Annotated in this window: 15 protein-coding genes; 10 read left to right on the top strand and 5 right to left on the bottom strand. The window is 71.8% G+C overall.

The window, feature by feature from the left end; all coding sequences use genetic code 11:
• The first annotated feature begins 9 nt into the window (after positions 1-9).
• Positions 10-1,110, top strand: coding sequence for an SGNH/GDSL hydrolase family protein (locus ACFY3I_RS06255; RefSeq protein ID WP_390859585.1), 1,101 nt, complete (start codon positions 10-12; stop codon positions 1,108-1,110).
• Between the two features lie 383 nt (positions 1,111-1,493).
• Positions 1,494-3,356, top strand: coding sequence for a glycoside hydrolase family 76 protein (locus ACFY3I_RS06250; RefSeq protein ID WP_390859584.1), 1,863 nt, complete (start codon positions 1,494-1,496; stop codon positions 3,354-3,356).
• A 147-nt stretch (positions 3,357-3,503) separates the two neighbouring features.
• Here ACFY3I_RS06250 and ACFY3I_RS06245 read toward each other — a convergent pair whose 3' ends face one another.
• On the bottom strand, positions 3,504-3,803 hold the full coding sequence (locus ACFY3I_RS06245; protein ID WP_390859583.1) for a hypothetical protein: 300 nt from the start codon (positions 3,801-3,803) through the stop codon (positions 3,504-3,506).
• A gap of 259 nt (positions 3,804-4,062) precedes the next feature.
• Between ACFY3I_RS06245 and ACFY3I_RS06240 the strand changes: the two genes are divergently transcribed.
• From ACFY3I_RS06240 to ACFY3I_RS06225, 4 genes are all read left to right on the top strand, one after another.
• Positions 4,063-4,734: a Type 1 glutamine amidotransferase-like domain-containing protein gene (locus tag ACFY3I_RS06240; protein ID WP_390859582.1), complete on the top strand. Its 672-nt coding sequence runs from the start codon at positions 4,063-4,065 to the stop codon at positions 4,732-4,734.
• A 205-nt stretch (positions 4,735-4,939) separates the two neighbouring features.
• Positions 4,940-5,569 (top strand): hypothetical protein, encoded by a 630-nt coding sequence (locus tag ACFY3I_RS06235; RefSeq protein WP_390859581.1) that lies wholly within the window; start codon positions 4,940-4,942, stop codon positions 5,567-5,569.
• Positions 5,570-5,664: 95 nt separating this feature from the next.
• On the top strand, positions 5,665-6,132 hold the full coding sequence (locus ACFY3I_RS06230; RefSeq protein WP_390859580.1) for a DUF1153 domain-containing protein: 468 nt from the start codon (positions 5,665-5,667) through the stop codon (positions 6,130-6,132).
• Positions 6,133-6,262: 130 nt separating this feature from the next.
• Positions 6,263-6,841 carry a hypothetical protein gene (locus tag ACFY3I_RS06225; protein WP_390859579.1) on the top strand — a complete coding sequence of 193 codons (579 nt, stop codon included), beginning with the start codon at positions 6,263-6,265 and terminating at the stop codon, positions 6,839-6,841.
• A 19-nt stretch (positions 6,842-6,860) separates the two neighbouring features.
• Here ACFY3I_RS06225 and ACFY3I_RS06220 read toward each other — a convergent pair whose 3' ends face one another.
• From ACFY3I_RS06220 to ACFY3I_RS06205, 4 genes are all read right to left on the bottom strand, one after another.
• Positions 6,861-7,391, bottom strand: a complete 531-nt coding sequence (locus ACFY3I_RS06220) for a hypothetical protein (protein WP_390859578.1) — start codon at positions 7,389-7,391, stop codon at positions 6,861-6,863.
• A 108-nt stretch (positions 7,392-7,499) separates the two neighbouring features.
• Complete coding sequence (locus ACFY3I_RS06215) at positions 7,500-8,282, bottom strand: copper homeostasis protein CutC (RefSeq protein WP_390859577.1); 783 nt, start codon at positions 8,280-8,282, stop codon at positions 7,500-7,502.
• Entirely contained in the window at positions 8,279-9,802 is a 1,524-nt protein-coding gene (locus tag ACFY3I_RS06210) for a M81 family metallopeptidase (RefSeq protein ID WP_390859576.1), read from the bottom strand. Before ACFY3I_RS06210 ends, ACFY3I_RS06215 begins: the two co-directional genes overlap by 4 nt.
• A gap of 227 nt (positions 9,803-10,029) precedes the next feature.
• Positions 10,030-11,286 carry an ROK family protein gene (locus ACFY3I_RS06205; RefSeq protein WP_365289280.1) on the bottom strand — a complete coding sequence of 419 codons (1,257 nt, stop codon included), beginning with the start codon at positions 11,284-11,286 and terminating at the stop codon, positions 10,030-10,032.
• A gap of 319 nt (positions 11,287-11,605) precedes the next feature.
• Between ACFY3I_RS06205 and ACFY3I_RS06200 the strand changes: the two genes are divergently transcribed.
• The 4 genes from ACFY3I_RS06200 to ACFY3I_RS06185 all read left to right on the top strand — a co-directional run bounded on the left by ACFY3I_RS06200 (position 11,606) and on the right by ACFY3I_RS06185 (position 17,336).
• A complete protein-coding gene (locus ACFY3I_RS06200; protein ID WP_390859575.1) occupies positions 11,606-13,420 on the top strand; it encodes a peptide ABC transporter substrate-binding protein in 1,815 nt (604 codons plus the stop codon).
• Between the two features lie 165 nt (positions 13,421-13,585).
• Complete coding sequence (locus ACFY3I_RS06195) at positions 13,586-14,545, top strand: ABC transporter permease (RefSeq protein WP_365289278.1); 960 nt, start codon at positions 13,586-13,588, stop codon at positions 14,543-14,545.
• On the top strand, positions 14,542-15,441 hold the full coding sequence (locus ACFY3I_RS06190; protein WP_390859574.1) for an ABC transporter permease: 900 nt from the start codon (positions 14,542-14,544) through the stop codon (positions 15,439-15,441). The genes ACFY3I_RS06195 and ACFY3I_RS06190 overlap by 4 nt, the downstream gene beginning before the upstream one ends.
• A complete protein-coding gene (locus tag ACFY3I_RS06185) occupies positions 15,438-17,336 on the top strand; it encodes a dipeptide ABC transporter ATP-binding protein (protein ID WP_390859573.1) in 1,899 nt (632 codons plus the stop codon). Before ACFY3I_RS06190 ends, ACFY3I_RS06185 begins: the two co-directional genes overlap by 4 nt.
• Positions 17,337-17,339 lie beyond the last annotated feature (3 nt).

Genomic DNA, 17,339 nt, shown 5'->3' with positions numbered 1-17,339 from the left:
ATGCGTCCGATGTCCAGGGGCCGACCGGCAGCCGTGGCCCTGCCGTCCCGTCCCAGGGGAGCCCTGCGGCCCCCCGTCTCCCGCCTGCGGACGAGGGCACTGGCCGTGGGTCTCGCCCTGGCGGTGTCCGCGCTGGTGCCCGCGGGTTCCGCCGGCGCGGCTGATCACTATCAGTGGGCCGCGCTGGGCGACTCGTACACCGCCGGCGGGTTCGTCGGAGCCCCGCAGCCCCCGCTCGGCGATGCGTCGCGGGACGGCTGTGACCGCACCGGCGACGCCTACCCCGGCGTCGTCGAGCGGGAGCTCGACGAGTTCCCGCCGGGCAAGCCCGTCCACCTCACCAACGTCAGCTGCGGCAACGCCACCATCGCCGACGTCGCCGACACCAGGCAGACGCCGATCAGCCCGGTCCAGCCCCCGGCCGGAGGCTGGACCGCGGTGGACCCGCAGATCCAGCGGGCGAGGCTCAACGACCAGACCGACATCGTCACCGTCGGTGTCGGCGGCAACAGCCTGCCGTTCGGCGGCATGCTCCTCAAGTGCCTCGAACTGGGCGCGACGCCCGGCAAGTCCTGCCGCGAGTACTTCACCAGTCCTCCCGAGGGGGAGGAGAACATCCAGGACAAACTGGCGCGGGTCCAGGACGAGTACATCCAGATGCTGGCCAAGGTCCACCAGGCCGCGCCCAACGCCAAGGTGATCACCGTCGGGTATCCCGCCGTCCTGCCGCAGGAGGGCACCGCCTGCAACCGCCTCTCCCTCACCGAGCTGGGCGCGGTCAAACACGCCGACGTCGACTGGCTCCGCGACCACGTCCTCGAACCGCTGAACAGCAGCATCAAGCGCGTCACGGACTTCTTCGGTGACCGCTACGTCGACGTCTACTCATCCAGCGTGGGCCACGACGCCTGCCAGCCCGCCGGCACCAAGTGGGTCGAGGGAATCTGCGGCGACGCCGCGGACTACTGGCCCGCCAAGCTCTCCGGCACCCTGCTCAACTGCGCTCCCATCAACAAGCGCGTCACCCTGGTCCACCCCAACGCCGACGGCTACGCCAACACCGCGGCCCACGTCGAACGAGCCATCCGCATCGCCCTCCTCGACCACTGACCAACAGGCCGAACCCGAAAGGAGGGCCGCGTGAACGCCGTCTGCGGATCCCCTCGGCGGATCCGCAGACCGCGGAACCGGGGCGGAGTCCTGGCCGAGTCCACGCGCAGGGGCATCACGGCGGGTTCGCCGTCTCCTCCAGACGACTGACCGATGCTGTTCCCATGTGTGGCTCCGTCTCGGGTGGTTCGCAACGTGGTGGGACGATCCTCTCGCGAGCCGGGTCGCCCTGCGCTTGACGCGGCCCCGTCAAGCCGGTTCACTGCCTTGTTGGTGGAGGCGGGGCGGAGAGGGGCGGTCCCGGGGCCGGCCCGGCAGGGGTCCTCGGTCTGCGCCGTGCACGCCGACCGTCGTTGCCTATCGTGAAATCGAGGCGGGTGCCGATGTTCTCGCGCAGCTCGGACATCGTTGTCAGGTGGCGGGTGCTCGGTGTGCTGGTGGCGACCGCCCTCGCGTTCGCCGGCCTGGTGCCGGTCGCGACACCGGCCTTTGCCGCGACCCAGGTCTGCGTACTGGCCTGCGACACGCTCGACCCCTCCCAGGCCCGCCAGGAGACCTTCCCGGTACCGAACAAGGATCTCAACGGCCGCCGCCTGGAACTGCACGTGTCCGACGCGGACGACATGGCCTGGGCCAGCATCGACGCCGGGGTGACCGGGGACTCCGTGTGGCTGGACCGCTCCTGGGACGGCGGCGCCACCTGGGAGGGGCTGCTCGGAAAGGCGAGCATCCCGGGCACCTGGACCGGCACCAGAACGCTGATGTACAACATCACGGACCCCCGCAACCACCGGCGCGGACTCGTCAGGGCGTGCGGCGACGCGGCCGGGGTCGGCTGCACGAACTGGGTGTATCCCACCGTGTGCGACACCCTGTGCGACGGCACGAGTGCCGGCCAGGCGTCCGGCGACGACCAGCCGGTCCCGTCCACCACCCTCCACGGCCGCACGATCCGGCTGCACCTGGACCAGAGGAACGCCATGGCCTGGGCGAGCATCGACACCGGCGGCGCCGGCGACGAGATCTGGCTCGACCGCTCCTGGGACGGCGGTACGACCTGGCCGGACGGCTCCTCCCTCGGCCGGACCGCGACGCCTTCCGGAGCCACCGGCACCCGCACCACGATGTACGCGACCCGCGACCCGCGCGGGCTCCTCTACGGCGGGGCGGTGCGCGCCTGCGGCCGGGAAGCGAGCCACAGCGACGGCAGTTGCACGGCGTGGGTGAGGCCCGTACCGACGAGGGCGCGCGCGGCGGCGGACGCCCTCATGGCGTCGTACGACCCCTACAACGGCTGGTGGCCGAGCAGTTGGTGGAACTCGGCCGCGACCCTCACCGCCCTGATCGACTTCGCCAGGACCACCGGCACGCACGACTACGACTGGGTCGTCGCGCGTACCTTCGACCGGAACAAGGGTGTCTTCGCCGCCGGGGTACGCAGTTCGGACGCGATCGAGGGCGACTTCATCAGCCGCAGCATCGACGATTCCGGCTGGTGGGCGATCGCCTGGATCGACGCGTACGACCTCACCCACGACCCCCGGTACCTCGACGAGGCCGTCACCATCGCCAACTACATCCAGGGATTCTGGGATCCCGGCACCTGCGGCGGTGGCGTGTGGTGGGACCGGGAGCGGACCTACAAGAACGCGGTGACGAACGGTCAGTACCTCTGGCTGACCACCGCACTGCACCAGCGCCTGCCCGGCGACACGGTGTGGCTCCAGCGGGCGACGACGTCCGCGGCCTGGTACCGGGCCAGCGGGATGATCGACTCATCGGGTCTCGTGAACGACGGCCTCACCTCGGCATGCGCCAACAACGGTTCCACCGTGTGGAGTTACAACCAGGGACTCGCCATCGGCGGCTTCACCGAACTGTGGAGGTCGACCGGGGACGGTTCCCTGCTGACCACCGCCCGCACCCTGGCCGACGCCGCGATCGGCAACCCGGCGCTGACCAGCGGGGGAGTGCTCACCGAGTCCTGCGACGTAGGTTCGGCGTCCTGCGACGACAACCAGAAGCAGTTCAAGGGCATCTTCATGCGCCACCTCGCCGACCTCGCGGCGGCCACCGGCTCCTCCGCCTACCGGAGTTACGCCCAGAAGCAGGCCGACACCCTGTGGACACGGGACCGCAGCCCCCTCAACACCCTCGGCGAACGCTGGGCCGGCGGCACCCCCAACCAGTCCGACTGGCGAACCCAGGCGAGTGCGCTCGGGGCCCTGACCGCGGCGACGGGGTGAGGAACGGCTCCGTCAGGTCCGGGGAGGTCGAGGAAGCCTGTCGTGAGCTCGGGATCGTGCTGGCCCGCACCGGTTTGCGGCTCTTCCACCACTGACGGCGGCCGGTTGCTCCCTCTCGAAGCGGCGGCTTCGGGCGGGGCCGGGAACTCAGTGCCCGGCCGGCGGGTCAGGGCGCGCCGACCGGCCCTCATCCGCCGGATGCCGGTAGTCCGGCACCACCAGCAGGGCGAGCCCCGTGCCGCGTCCCCGGGCGAAGCAGGCGTGTGCCTCGCACTGGGCGTGCTCCAGGGCGGCGGCCCGTGCGGCGTCCTCGCCGTCGTACCGCGTCACGTCGAGCCGCTCGTGGCCCTCCCCGGAACCGGCGGCGGTCTGCTCGGCTCGGAGCGCCGGACAGCCGTCCCAGCCGTGGTACTTGTCACCGCGCTCGCTCACCCAGAAGTACCTCATGACGCGGAGTCTGCCACGAGCGGTCATTTCCGGTCAGCGGCTCGACGATCGCCGCGACGCCCTCTCGATAGCCGACGCCGGAGGCCTACGCGCGGGAGTACCGGGGGAGAACCGTCCGCCAGGACGCGGACCCGAGGGGCGACCGGCGAAAGAGGGGCCTCGGGCATGGTGATCCGGGCTTCCCGAGGGCTACCTGTGCCCGCCCGCTGGTGTGGACGACTGCCGAGTGCTTCGATGGGGCGGTCAGCGCGGGGGTGTGATGAGGCTTCTCCTTACCGATTCCGGTGTCAGGAACGCGAGCATCCGGGCCGCGCTGCTCGAACTGCTCGGCAAGCCGCTCTCCGAGGCCGACGCCCTGTGCATTCCGACCGCGGGATACGGAGGTCCGTACGGGGACCCGGGCGGGCCATGGCGTTTCGTCAGCGGCCGGTCGCCCAGCCCGATGACCGGGCTGGGCTGGCGGTCGGTGGGAGTGCTGGAGCTCACCGCCCTGCCCGGCATCGACACGGAACGCTGGGTCTCCTGGGTCCGGGAGGCGGACGTCCTGCTGGTGAACGGCGGCGATCCGCTGTACCTGTGTCACTGGATGCGGGAGTCGGGACTGGCCGCGCTCTTCCCCTCGCTGCGCGACACGGTCTACGTCGGACTCAGTGCCGGGAGCATGGTGCTGACTCCCCGTGTGGGGGAGGAGTTCGTCGGCTGGCGGCCGCCCACGGGTGACGACAGCGCGCTGGGAGTCGTCGACTTCTCCGTCTTCCCGCATCTCGACAGTCCCGACTGTCCGGAGAACACCATGGCCGCGGCGGAGCGATGGGCTGCCGCGATGCGGGGCCCGGCGTACGCGATGGACGCGCAGACCGCCATCAAGGTCACCGAGGACGGCGTCGAGGTCGTCTCCGAGGGGCACTGGAAGCTGTTCAACGCCGAATAGTGCGCGGCTTTACCCGATCCGCTCCCGCCGGTCAAGTCACGACCCCTCGGAACGTGACCGTGCGCCGGCCGCGGGGCCTACTTGAGGTGCGGGCCCAACCGGAAATCGGAACTCCGGAAACGTGAACGAGGCCCGGCACATCCTCCCGGTGCGGCGATCCAGTCGTAAATGATCCGCCGGCCGTTGTTTCGTCAGGAGAAATACCATGAACCGTTTCTTTTCGGCCGGCAGCAATTTCCGGTCCGGCGGCCGTGCCGCCCGCCCCGGTGTCCGTTCCAGGCGGCGGGGCCTCGTCCTGGCGACGTTCGCCGCCTCGGCCGCGGTCGTCACCGGAGCCGTTGTCCTGCCGGCGTCGGCCGCGACCGCCGCCCCGATGCCCGCGACGCGGGTGGCGGCACTCGTCCAGGGCGGCGGGGCCGGTGGTGACGGAGGTGCCGGTGGCGGCGGCCTGATCGGTGGCGGCGGGGGCTCCGGCGGCTCGGGCGGCGGCAGCGTCCTTGGCGTCGGAGGTGACGGCGGCAGGGGTGGCAGCGGCGGCGACGGCATCCTCTCCGGGGGTGGCGGCGGTGGCGGTGGCGGCGGCGGTGACGGGGTCATCGGCGGTGACGGCGGCTCCGGCGGTCGCGGCGGCACGGGCCTGTTCGGTGGTGGCGCCGGTTCCGGTGGCTCCGGCGGCGACGGCCTCCTGCAGGGCGGCAACGGCGGCAGGGGCGGCAACGGCGGCTTCGGCGTCCTCCAGGGCGGCAGCGGAGGCAGGGGCGGTGCGGGAGGCCTCGGCGTGCTCTTCGGCGGCGTGGGCGGAGCCGGTGGCGCCGGCGGCGGCAGCATCTTCTGACGCGGACCCCGGCCAGGTGGGGTGGGCGGGCGGAGGGCCGCTCACGGTACCCGCTCCCCACCCCCCCCGATGATCAAGGAACACGGAGAACTCTCATGTCCACAACTCGCTGGCAGCGTCCACTGGTCCTGGCGGTGGCCTCGCTGGCCCTTGCCACCGGTACCGCGTGTACCGCCCACGCCGCGCCGGGTGCCGCCGTCACCGGTCACACGGCCCCGGCCGCCGCCCCGTCCCTGTGCGGGCACGGCGGGGAGGGCGGCCGGGGTGGGGAGGGCGGGAAGGGCGGCGCGCCCGGGCGGCCGGGGGAACCCGGGAAGCCGGGAAAGCCGGGCTGTCTCACGTTCGGTGACCTGCCCGACAAACCCGGGTCGGACCTGTCGGGCCTGGACAAGGTACGGATCGTGCTGGCCGTCGAGTCCGGGAACGCGGACAGGGCCGACGTGGTCAGGAAGTACAAGATCTCCGAGAAGGAGTTCGACACCTGGGACAGGAAATTCCGCGACGGGAACTGGGCCGCGAACTGGGACGCCCTGCTCGGCCTGAATTCACTCTTCGGCTCCTGAGGAATTCAGGAATTCCCCCACCGCTGCTTTCGGATGCTCCAGCCCATTGCGGGCCGGAGCATCCGAAAGGAACGGGAATCGCACCACGGTGCGCCACCGTACGGAAAAACGCCCCGGAATGAGGAAAGCCATGCGTACACGTTCTTGGACCGCCCGCCTCGGTCTCACGGTCTCCGCCGCTCTGGCCGCCGGTGTCGCGGTCGGCGCGACGGCACCGACCGCGTCGGCGGCACCGATGGCGCACGGCCGCCCGGCCCCGGTAGCCGGTCGGCCGCTTCCCGCCGACGGTGTCCCGCCGGGCGCCGGCATCGGCCGGTTCACCGACGCCCGGTTCGGGCCCGTCCGAGCGGGCGACGGAAGTGTGCGGATCGGCGACCGGCTGTGCGCGGGCAGTTGCGACGGCACCGTCAACGGCAGCGACGGCGGCCGTGGCGGGATCTGCGCCGGACTGTGCAACGGCAGCGCGGGCGGTGGCACCGGCACGACCGGTGCGCCCGGCCGTCAGGGTGGCACCGGCGGCGCCGGCGGGATCTGCGCCGGGATCTGCGGCGGCAGCGCGGGCGGCGGTACGGGCGGCACGGGCGGAGCCGCGGTGGGCAGCGGCGACGGCGGCCGTGGCGGGGACGGAGGCACCGGCGGGATCTGTCTGGGCCTCGGCTGCGGGGGCGGCGCGGCGGGCGGCGCGGGCGGCCGTGGCGGCGCGGGCTGACGAGGATCGCTCCGGGACCTCACGTCTCGGGATCTCCGGGATCTCCGGGCAGTCCGGGATCTCCGGGCAGTCCGGGAGGTCCAGGCGGTCCAGGAGGTCCGGAGGGCGACCGGCGGGGCGGCATCGTCTCCGGGCCCGTGTCGGGATCGACCCGCACCCACGGCAGGTCCGTGAACCGCGCGATGATCCGGCGCCAGCCGTCACTGCGTGCTCCGCCGGTGGGAGCGGAGTCGTCCAGCCAGATCTCCGTGCCCGGCGGGAGGTCCTCCGGTCCGCGCTCGGTGCCGATGACGAGGGTGAACTCGGGATCGTCCGGATGGCTCCGGCTGAAGTAGGTGTCGCCGTCCCGCCACGCCTCCATCGCGAAGTCCGCCAGGATCGCCCGCCCGTGCCGGTACCCGGGGAAGAGAAGCAGCAGGGTGTCGCCCCGCACGGGTACCTCGGAGTCGGCGACGCGGGCCGCCAACTCCTTGATGGAGACGGCGGGTTCGACCTGGAGGCCGAAGCCGGAGCGGTGCGAGCCGGTCACGGTGACGATGTGGTAGGGCACGCCCGATCCTCCCATCGCCGTAGGGCCGTTCCGCAAGCCGGGCACCGGCATCGCCCGCCCGGGACGGGAGTCGGCACACCGGCCCGCCGGACGCCCCCGGAAGGCCCCTCAGGCCGGTGTCTGTGTCGTCGTCCCGGACTCCAGCAGTCTCCTGGACTCGGCGACCACCGCCGGGTCGGTCACGAAGTGGGTGTCCTGGTCGGCCGACGACCCGGCGGCGCCCAGCGGGATCCACGCGGCCCGGGGCCGGGGTGCGGCCCGGCGCTTCGCGGAGAGGTGGACGGCGGCCACCCCGGCGGCGGTCAGTCGCGGGATGTCGGCCGGGTGCACCCCGCCGCCCGCCATCACCTCGACCCCGGGTGCGGCTTCGACCATGGCGGCGAGGCGGGCCAGGCCCTGTACGGCCGTCGGGGCGCCGCCCGAGGTGAGCACCCGGGTGAGCCCCAGGGCGGGCAACAGCGCGGCGGCGGCGACGGGGTCCGCGGACTGGTCGATCGCGCGGTGCAGGGTCACCTCGACGGGGCGGCCCGTGTCGTGTGCCGCCGCGGCGAGGCGGGAGACGGCGTTGGTGTCGAGGCCGCCGTCGGTGCCGAGCGCGCCGACGACCACCCCGGAGGCGCCGGAGGCGATCACCGAGCGCACCTCTGCCGCCATCAGGGCGATCTCCTCGGGGGCGTAGACGAAGTCCCCCGGCCGGCAGCGGACCAGTACCTGCACCGGCAGACCCACCGCGGCGACCGCCTCGACCAGGGCCGCGGACGGGGTGAGTCCGCCCAGTTCCAGACCGGTGCAGAGTTCGAGGCGATCGGCTCCGTGGTCGAGGGCGACCCGGGCGCCGGCCACCGAGGTGACGGCGATCTCCAGCGCGGGCCTGGTGGTGTGCGCCCTCACTCGTCGTCCCCGGTGAGCGGCTCGTCGGAGGCCGGGATGACACGGGCCGTCAGGTCCGGGGCCGGCATGTCACGGTCGAAGGGGAACATCGGGCGGCGGATGCGGCGGTGCCCGAGGCGCGCCAGGTCCTGGTCGACCCCACCGGGGGTGAGGGCCATCTTCCAGCCGACCGACATGTCGAACAGCTCGGGTTCGAGGTAGCCGATCTTGACGATCACGATGTCGGCGGAGCGCGGATCGAGGCCGAGGTCGGTGAAGTCGTGCTCGTGGTGGTAGGGCTTGCGCAGCCTGGTGAGGATCGCGTACACGCTGCCGACGCGGATGACGACCTCGGTCTCGGCGTCCCGGTCGCCGTGCCGTATCGCGTGGACCACGCCGGTGAGGGTGACGGGGCCGGCGTGCCGGTCGTCGACGTCGGCGCCGGCGGTGACGGTGACCGTGGCGCCGGTCCCGGCGGCGACGGCGGTGTCGATCGCGGCGGGGCCGGGCACCGAGGCGTAGATGACGGTGGGCCCGTCCTCCTTCTGGAACTCCGGACGTTCCAGGAGCCGGGTCAGGCCCCAGGTGACGTCGCCCGCGCCGCCCGCAGTGGGGTTGTCGCCGGTGTCGCTGATGAAGTACGGCCGCCGGTCGGAGGCGAGCGCCTCGTCGAGGAGTCCGTCGTAGGTGCCGGTCGGGGCGACGAAGTCGAAGTCGTCGCGGGCGTCCCAGAATCCCTGGGCGAGCCGTTCGGCCCCGGCCGTCACCGCCGCCGTGTCGTCGCCGGTGACGACGACGACGGCGCGGTTGCGGGGCTCGTCCGCCCAGGCGTAGCCCACCCAGATCGCCGCGTCGGTCACACCCGCGGTGGCCTCGACCTCGTCGACCGCCGCGTAGACGCTCCTCGCGGGTTCGATCCGGGTGGAGGTCTGCTCGCCGGCCAGCAGGACGGGGACCGGCACCCAGGCCTTGACCGGGCGGGGGCCGCCGGTGACCAGGAGGTCGACCAGGTTGCGCACGGCGCGCTCCTTGGTCTCCATGTGGTCCTCGTGCGGGGCCATCCGGTAGCAGGTGATCAGGTCGCTGCCGTGGGCGAGTTCACGGGAGACGTTGCCGTGCAGGTCCATCGAGGTGGAGACGATCGCGTCCGGGCCGACGGTGGCGCGGATGCGGTCCAGCAGCACCGCCTCGGCGTCGTCGACGCCCTCCACGGTCATGGCGCCGTGGATGTCGTACCAGAGGCCGTCCAGCCGGGGCAGCGCGGCAAGGCGCTCGATCAGTTCGTCGGTGAGCGCGGTCCAGGCGGCGGCGGTGACGGTGCCGCCCGGCAGCGACTTGCCGACCAGGGCGCCGTGCCATTCGGCGGCCTCGCGCAGTTCCTCGCCCGGGGCGAGGAAGGGGTAGCGGTCGAACACTTCGGCGCCCCGCGCGGGATGGAAGGCGGGTGCCTCGGTACGGGCGGGGGAGAAGGTCGAGGACTCGATGCCGAGGCCGGCGACGGCGATGACGGGGTGGGCGACGGCGGTGCGGGTGTGCGTCATGGCTCCTCGTACGGGTGGTGCGCGGTGGATGGGTTTCTCCGGGCGGTTCCGGGCTGCCGGCCGGGCCCGGGGCGGGGCTCCGGCCGTGGACGGCGGTCCCGGCCCGGACTTTCTTCGCTTCCTCGCGGGCTTCGTTCCCGGCGGCGGCCCGCTGCCGAGGGCCCCGTCCCGGTGGGACGCGGCCCGGCGCGGGATTTCCCTTCGGGGGACGGGAGTTGTGGCCGGTGTCAGCCGTTTCCGGGGGACAGGGCGGGGTGGAATCGGTCCGTTCCGGTGCCACCCGCGTCGCCCAGGGCGCGGGCCAGGGCGCGCTGCAGGGCGAAGAGCCCGACTCCCACGAGTCCGGCGTCGGCGCCGAGGATGGCCCGCTCGATGGTGAGGTGTTCGGTCGCCAGCGGGTGGCAGCTCTCGTAGAGCTGGCTGCGCACCGCCGCGACGAACGGTTCGAGGGTGGAGAGGATACCGCCGAGGTAGACGGCCTCCGGGTTGAAGAAGTTGACGTTGGCGGCGAGCACCTGGCCGAGGTGCTCGCCGGCCCTGCGGACGGCGCGGGTCGCCTCCGGGTCGGCGTCGGTGGCGAGCTGGACCACGTCCTCGGTGCTGGTGATGTCCAGTCCGCGTTCGCGCAGGATGCGGACGAGCGCGGCGCCGGACGCCACGGTCTCCAGGCAGCCCGTGTTGCCGCAGGAGCAGGGGATGTCGGCGCCGCTCTCGATGCGGATGTGGGTGATGTCGCCGGCCGCTCCGGTGGCGCCCCGGTAGAGGTGGCCGTCGATGATGACGCCGGCGCCGATGGCAGAGCCGATCTTCACCGTGATCGTCCGCCGGTGCGCGACGGGCCGGACGCTCTGCTCGCCGACGGCCATGCAGTTGGCGTCGTTGTCGACGACGGCGGGGACGCCGAAGCGCTCCTCCAGCCAGGCGGCGACCGGGAAGCGGTTCCACCCGGGCATCCGGGACGGCAGGACGACCGCGCCGGCCGCCACGTCCACGGGCCCGGGCAGGGAGAGTCCGACGCCCCTGAGCCGGTCGCGTCCGCGGAGTTCGGCGAGGGACTCCAGGTGGTCGGCGAGTCTCGGCAGCGCGGCCTCGGGGCCGTCGGCGATCTCGAAGGGGACGTTGGCGACGTCGCGGACTCCGCTGCCCGGGAGCACCACACCGATCCGGGCATGGCGGCCGCCGACGTCGGCGGCGACGGCGAACTCGTCGGTGCTGCCGGCCCTGAGCACCCTGCGGGGCCGGCCACCGGTCGAGGACTGGGTGCCCTCTTCGGCGATGAGCCCGCGCTCGACCAGCTCGGCCACGGTCAGGGAGATGGTGGAGGCGGCCGTGCCGAGGAGTTTCGCGAGTTCGGCGCGGGACGACGCCTGCCCCGACGCGACGAGTTCGAGGACCCGCGTGGCGAGGGCGGTGCCCTTCGGTGCGGTGCCTTTCGGGTTCACGCCCTTGGTGCCCTTGCGGTCCCGTGCACTTATTTCAGTCATGTACGAAGTAACTTCCGCGGTGGTGGGTGTGGCGGAGACAGTACGCCCGTTCCGGCCGACGGGGAACGGCTCTCCTGGGAAAGCCGCGAGCGCTGACGCAGATCAAATCTATCTCAAATCGGTACATAGCTACCGATTAAGGCGCCCGGAACGAGGGGATCGGACTTTTTTCGAGATCGCAGTAACTTAGTTGTTATTCGTTTTTGTTTGTTTGTTCGGCGTGTCCGTCGTTGACTGTCGCCATACGCAGCGCCGACCCCGCGGCGCCGGTTTGGGACCTCCCATGACGTTTGCGGGTTCTTTCACTCTGAGGAGAGCCATGTTCCTTGCTCCCACGGCCGCCGGCCGCCGCTGGGCCCTCGTCGCGGGTGCCGCCGTCATCACCGGCGCGCTGGTCACCGGCTGTTCCGGCGGTGGCACCTCGTCGTCCGGTCCGGCGTCTTCGGACACCATCGACTACGCGCTGCCGGCGAACTTCACGCCGAACTGGATCCTCCCGATCGGCACCGCCGCGCACCTGAACACCAACAACTCCTCCATATCCCAGGCCGCCTGGGAGCCGCTGATCGCGTACGACGGCTCCACCGGCACGGTCGGCTGGAACAAGGACAACTCGCTGGCCACCGACGCGAAGTTCGCCGCGGACAGCAAGAGCGTGACGATCACCCTCGGGCAGCGGCACTGGAGCGACGGCAAGCCGATCACCTCCCGCGACGTCGAGTTCTGGTTCAACCTGGTCAAGGCGAACAAGGCGGACTGGGCGAGCTACAGCCCGGGCAAGGCGCCGGACAACTGGACGTCCTTCAAGACGGTCGACGACACGCACTTCACGATCACCTTCGACAAGGCCTACAACCAGCAGTGGATGCTCGCCAACGAGCTGAGCATGATCCGCCCGATCCCGCAGCACGTCTGGGACAAGACCGGCGACTCGGGTGCCGTCTCCGACCTGGACCGTACCGCCGCCGGCGCCAAGCAGGTGTGGACCTACCTCAACAACGCCGCCAAGAAGATCTCCGGCTACGCGAGCGACCCGCTGTGGAAGACGGTCAGCGGCCCGTACACCATCAAGTCGTTCTCCACCGCGGGCCGGGTCGAGCTGACCGCCAACGCGAAGTACGACGGCGGCGGCAAGGCCAACATCAAGAACGTCAACCTGCTGCCCTTCACCACCACCGAGGCCGAGGAGAACGCCCTCCGCGCGGGCACCGTCGACTACGGCTACATCAACGCCTCGGACCTCGGCCAGGAGGCCGCCTTCAAGGCCAAGGGCTACTCGGTCAAGCCGTGGAGCGGCTGGGCGATCACCTACATGCCGTACAACTTCAACAACCCCGCCATGGGGCCGGTGTTCAAGCAGCTGTACGCCCGCCAGGCGATCCAGATGTCGGTGGACCAGACGACCCTGTCCAAGGTGGTCTTCAACGGCAGCGCCGTCTCCACCTACGGCCCGATCCCGCAGGGCCAGGAGTCGTCCTTCGTCTCGTCCGACCAGAAGAACAACCCCTACCCCTTCGACACCGCCAAGGCGAAGAAGCTGCTCACCGACCACGGTTGGACCGAGCAGGGCGGCACCATGGTGTGCAACACCCCCGGCACCGGCGCGAACCAGTGCGGCGCGGGCGTCGACAAGGGCACCAAGTTCGAGATGCAGGTGCTGTCCCAGTCCGGCTCGACCGTGACCGACAACATGATGAGCGCCCTGCAGTCGTCGTTCGCGAAGACCGGCATCAAGTTCGGCATCAAGACCGCCCCGGTCAACTCCGTGCTCTCGCAGGCCGGTCAGTGCAAGTCCGGCGATGCCGGCTGCTCCTGGCAGCTGTCCTTCTTCGGCACCGCGGGCAGCTGGTACTTCCCGGCCTACCCCAGCGGTGACTCGCTCTTCGCCACGGGCGGCGGCTCCAACTTCGGCAGCTACTCCAACGCCGCCGTCGACAAGCTGATCACCCAGACCACGACGTCCTCCTCGGACGAGGCGGTGCAGAACTACAGCGCCGCGCTCGCCAAGGACCTCCCGGTGATCTGGCTGCCGGAGCCCGACTACCAGATCTCCGTGGTCAGGAACGGTCTCGGCGGCTTCTCCCAGGACTCGCTCGCCAACTTCCACCCGGCCATGTGGAAGTGGACCAAGTAGGCCGGTCGGTGCCCGCGCGGGCCCGGGGCGCCCGGCCGCACCGGCGGCCGGCCCGGGCCCGCGCCCACCCCTCGCGCACCCGCGTCACCCCGGCATCCCTGCCGCGGTGACGCCCCTGTCCAGGTGACGCCCGCGCGCCACAGAGACGAAGCGACCGGAAAACACATGAGTACTTCCTCGTATCTGATCAGACGTGTCCTCCAGGCCGTCGCGGTGATCGTCATCGTGACCATCGTCGTCTTCGGCCTGCTGCACGCGCTTCCCGGCGGCCCCGCGCGCGGGATCCTCGGCCCCCAGGCGACCGCACAGCAGATCGCCGCCTTCAACCACGAACAGGGCCTCGACAAGTCCCTGCCCGTGCAGTACTTCCACTACCTGGGACAGCTGCTGCGCGGGGACCTCGGAACCTCCTACACCCTCAACGAGCCGGTCTCCCAGCTCATCGGCGAACGACTGCCGAAGACCCTGGTCCTCACCCTGCTGTCGGCCGTCGTGGGTCTCGTCCTCGCCATCCCGATGGGCATGTGGCAGGCCGTGCGCCGCAACAAGGCCGCGGACTACGTCATCACCACGCTGAGCTTCATCGCGTACTCCACGCCCGTGTACTTCCTCGGGCTGATCCTGGTGCTCGTCTTCAGCCAGGAGCTGGCGTGGTTCCCCTCGCAGGCTCCGCAGGGCGAGACCCTGGGCCAGGTCTTCTCCGACCCGCAGGGCCTGGTGCTGCCGGTATTCGCGGGAGCGGCCTCCATGATCGCCGTGTTCAGCCGGTACATGCGGGCCGCCACCCTGGAGAACCTCTCCGAGGACTACGTCCGCACCGCCAGGGCGGGCGGCTCCCGGTCCCGCGCCATCCTGGTGCGGCACGTGTTCCGCAACTCCCTGACACCCGTGGTGGCCATGCTCGGCTACTACATCCCCGTCCTCTTCGGCGGTGCGCTGGTCGTCGAGCAGCTCTTCAACTACCCCGGCATGGGGCTGCTGTTCTGGACGGCGGCGCAGTCCTCCGACTACCCCGTACTGCTGGGCTGCGTCCTGGTGATCGCCGTCGCCACCGTCACCGGCACGCTGCTCGCCGACATCGTCCAGCGGATCATCGACCCCCGAGTGAAGGCAGGCCGGGCATGAGCGCCGTCATCCAGCCGGACGCGGTCCCGACGAAGGCGGCCGAGCCGCGAGAGGCCACCGGCGCACGACTCGCCGTCCGGCGCTTCCTGCGCAACAGACTGGCCGTCGTCGGACTCGCCGTCGTGGTCTTCTTCTTCCTGTTCTGCTTCGCCGGTCCGCTGGTGTACTCCACCGACCAGACCCACACCCTGCTCGAACAGGTCAACCTCGCCCCCAGCGGCGGCCACTGGCTCGGCACCGACGCCGTCGGCCACGACGAGCTGGGCCGGCTCATGTACGGCGGCAAGGTCTCGCTGATCGTCGGCCTCGCCGCGGGCATCCTCGCCACCTGCATCGGCACGCTGTGGGGGGCCGCCGCCGGATACGCGGGCGGCTGGATCGACGCCGTGATGATGCGGATCGTCGACGCGGGCATCGCGATCCCCGCGCTCTTCATCCTGCTGGTGGTCTCCGCCATCACCACCCCCGGCCTCGCCGGACTCGTCCTCATCCTCGGCCTCGTGTCCTGGCTGGTGCCCTCCCGGCTGGTCCGTGCCGAGACCCTGACCCTGAAGAACCGGGACTACGTCCTGACCCTGCGCGCCATCGGCGGCACGCACGCCCGGGCGATCCTGCGGCACATCCTGCCGAACTCGGTCTCGACAGTGATCGTCGCCGCCACCTTCCAGGTCGCCGACGCCATCCTGCTGGTCGCGTACGTCTCCTACCTCGGCATGGGGGTCAGGCCGCCGCAGACCGACTGGGGCGGCATGCTCTCCGCCGGTCTCACCGCCGCCTACTCCGGCTACTGGTGGCTGATCCTGCCGCCCGGCCTGGCCATCATCCTGGTGGTGTGGGCGTTCAACGCGATCGGGGACGGACTCCGCGACGCATTCGATGTGAGGGGACGCGGATGACCGCCACCACGAACGGCTCCCACGACCGCGCCGCGGCCCCCGAGCCGATCCTCGAACTCGACGGCCTCGGCGTCGTCTTCACCACCGAGACCGGTGAGATACCGGCGGTCAGGGGCGTGTCCCTCCAGGTCCGCCCGGGCGAGACGCTGGCCCTGGTCGGCGAGTCCGGCTCCGGCAAGTCGACGATCGCGCTCGCCGCGATGGGCCTGCTCACCGCGAACGCCCGCGCCACCGGCAGCGCCGTGATCGACGGCACCCAGATCGTCGGTACCCCGGAGAACGATCTCGCGGCGCTGCGCGGAAGGACCGTCTCCATGGTCTTCCAGGAGCCGGCCACCGCGCTCGACCCGCTCACCCGGATCGGCAGGCAGATCGCCGAGGTGATCCGCAACCACCGCGAGGTGAGTGCCAGGGACGCGGCCGCCGAGGCCGTCGAACTGCTGCGCCGGGTCGGCATCCCGGACCCGGGCAAGCGGGCCCGCGCCTACCCGTTCCAGCTCTCCGGCGGGCAGCGTCAGCGCGTCGTCATCGCCATGGCCATCGCCAACGAGCCCCGGCTGCTCATCGCCGACGAGCCGACCACCGCCCTCGACGTGACCGTGCAGGCCGAGATCCTCGACCTGCTGCGTCGGCTGGCCGCCGAGACCGGCACCGGCGTGCTGCTCGTCACCCACAACATGGGCGTCGTCGCGGACTTCGCGGACCGGGTCGCCGTCATGTACCACGGGGAGATCGTGGAGACCGGGCCGGTCGAGGATGTCCTCCTGCGCCCGGCCCACGACTACACCCGGCGCCTGCTGGCCGCCGTACCCCGGCTGTCCGTCGCCGAGCCCGCGACAGCGACCGACGAACCCGCGGGGACGGGGCCGGACGCCGCCCGCACCGCGTCGGACACGGCGGGGACCGCGCCGGACGCTGAGCGCACCGCGACGGACACCGCAGGGACCGCGCCGGACGCCGCGCACACCGCGTCGGACACCGCGCGCACCGCGTCGGACACCGCGCGCACCGCGTCGGCCGCACGGCCGGCCGCGGGCCCCGGCGAGAGCGTGGGCGAACCGGTGGTCGAACTGCGCGACATCAGCGTGGTGTTCGGCCGTGGCGGGAGCGCCGTGCACGCCCTCGACAAGGTGTCGTTCCGGGTCGGGCCGGCCCAGACCCTCGGCCTGGTCGGCGAGTCCGGCTCGGGCAAGTCGACGGCGGCCCGGGTCGCCCTCGGGCTGATCCCGCCCACCTCCGGCACCGTCTCCCTGTTCGGAACCGACCTCGGCCGCGCCCGTGCCCGCGCCCGGCGCGCACTGCGGGCCGGCATCGGCGTCGTCCTCCAGGACCCGGTGGCCTCCCTCGACGCCCGGATGACGATCGGCGAGTGCGTGGCCGAACCGCTGCGCGTACACCGTCGGAACCTGACCGCCAAGGACCGGCAGACCAGGGTCGCCGCCGTCCTCGACCAGGTACGGCTGCCCCGTGAGGTGGCCCGCAGAGCGCCCCGGGAACTGTCCGGGGGACAGCGTCAGCGGGTCAGCCTGGCCCGCGCCCTGGTGCTCGAACCCCGGCTGCTGGTCGCGGACGAACCCACCAGCGCGCTCGACGTGAGCGTGCAGGAAGCCGTCCTGGAAGTGATCACCGAACTCCAGGGCGAACTGGGCTTCGCCTGCCTGTTCGTCTCCCACGACCTGGCCGTCGTACAGAACTTCGCCCAGCAGGTCGTCGTGATGCGCGCGGGCCGGATCGAGGAGCAGGGCTCCACCGGGACGACCCTGCTGCACCCGGAGACCGACTACACCCGACGCCTGCTGGCCGCCGTGCCGGTGCCCGACCCGCTGGTGCAGCGGGCCCGCAGGGCCGAGCGCCTGGCCGCACTCGCGGCCGGCCGTGCGGAGGCCCAGGCGTGACCC

The sequence above is a fragment of the Streptomyces sp. NPDC001068 genome (assembly GCF_042897315.1).
GTDB lineage: Bacteria > Actinomycetota > Actinomycetes > Streptomycetales > Streptomycetaceae > Streptomyces.
Note: the sequence above shows the minus strand (reverse complement) of the source record. Positions and strands in the feature narration are given on the sequence as shown.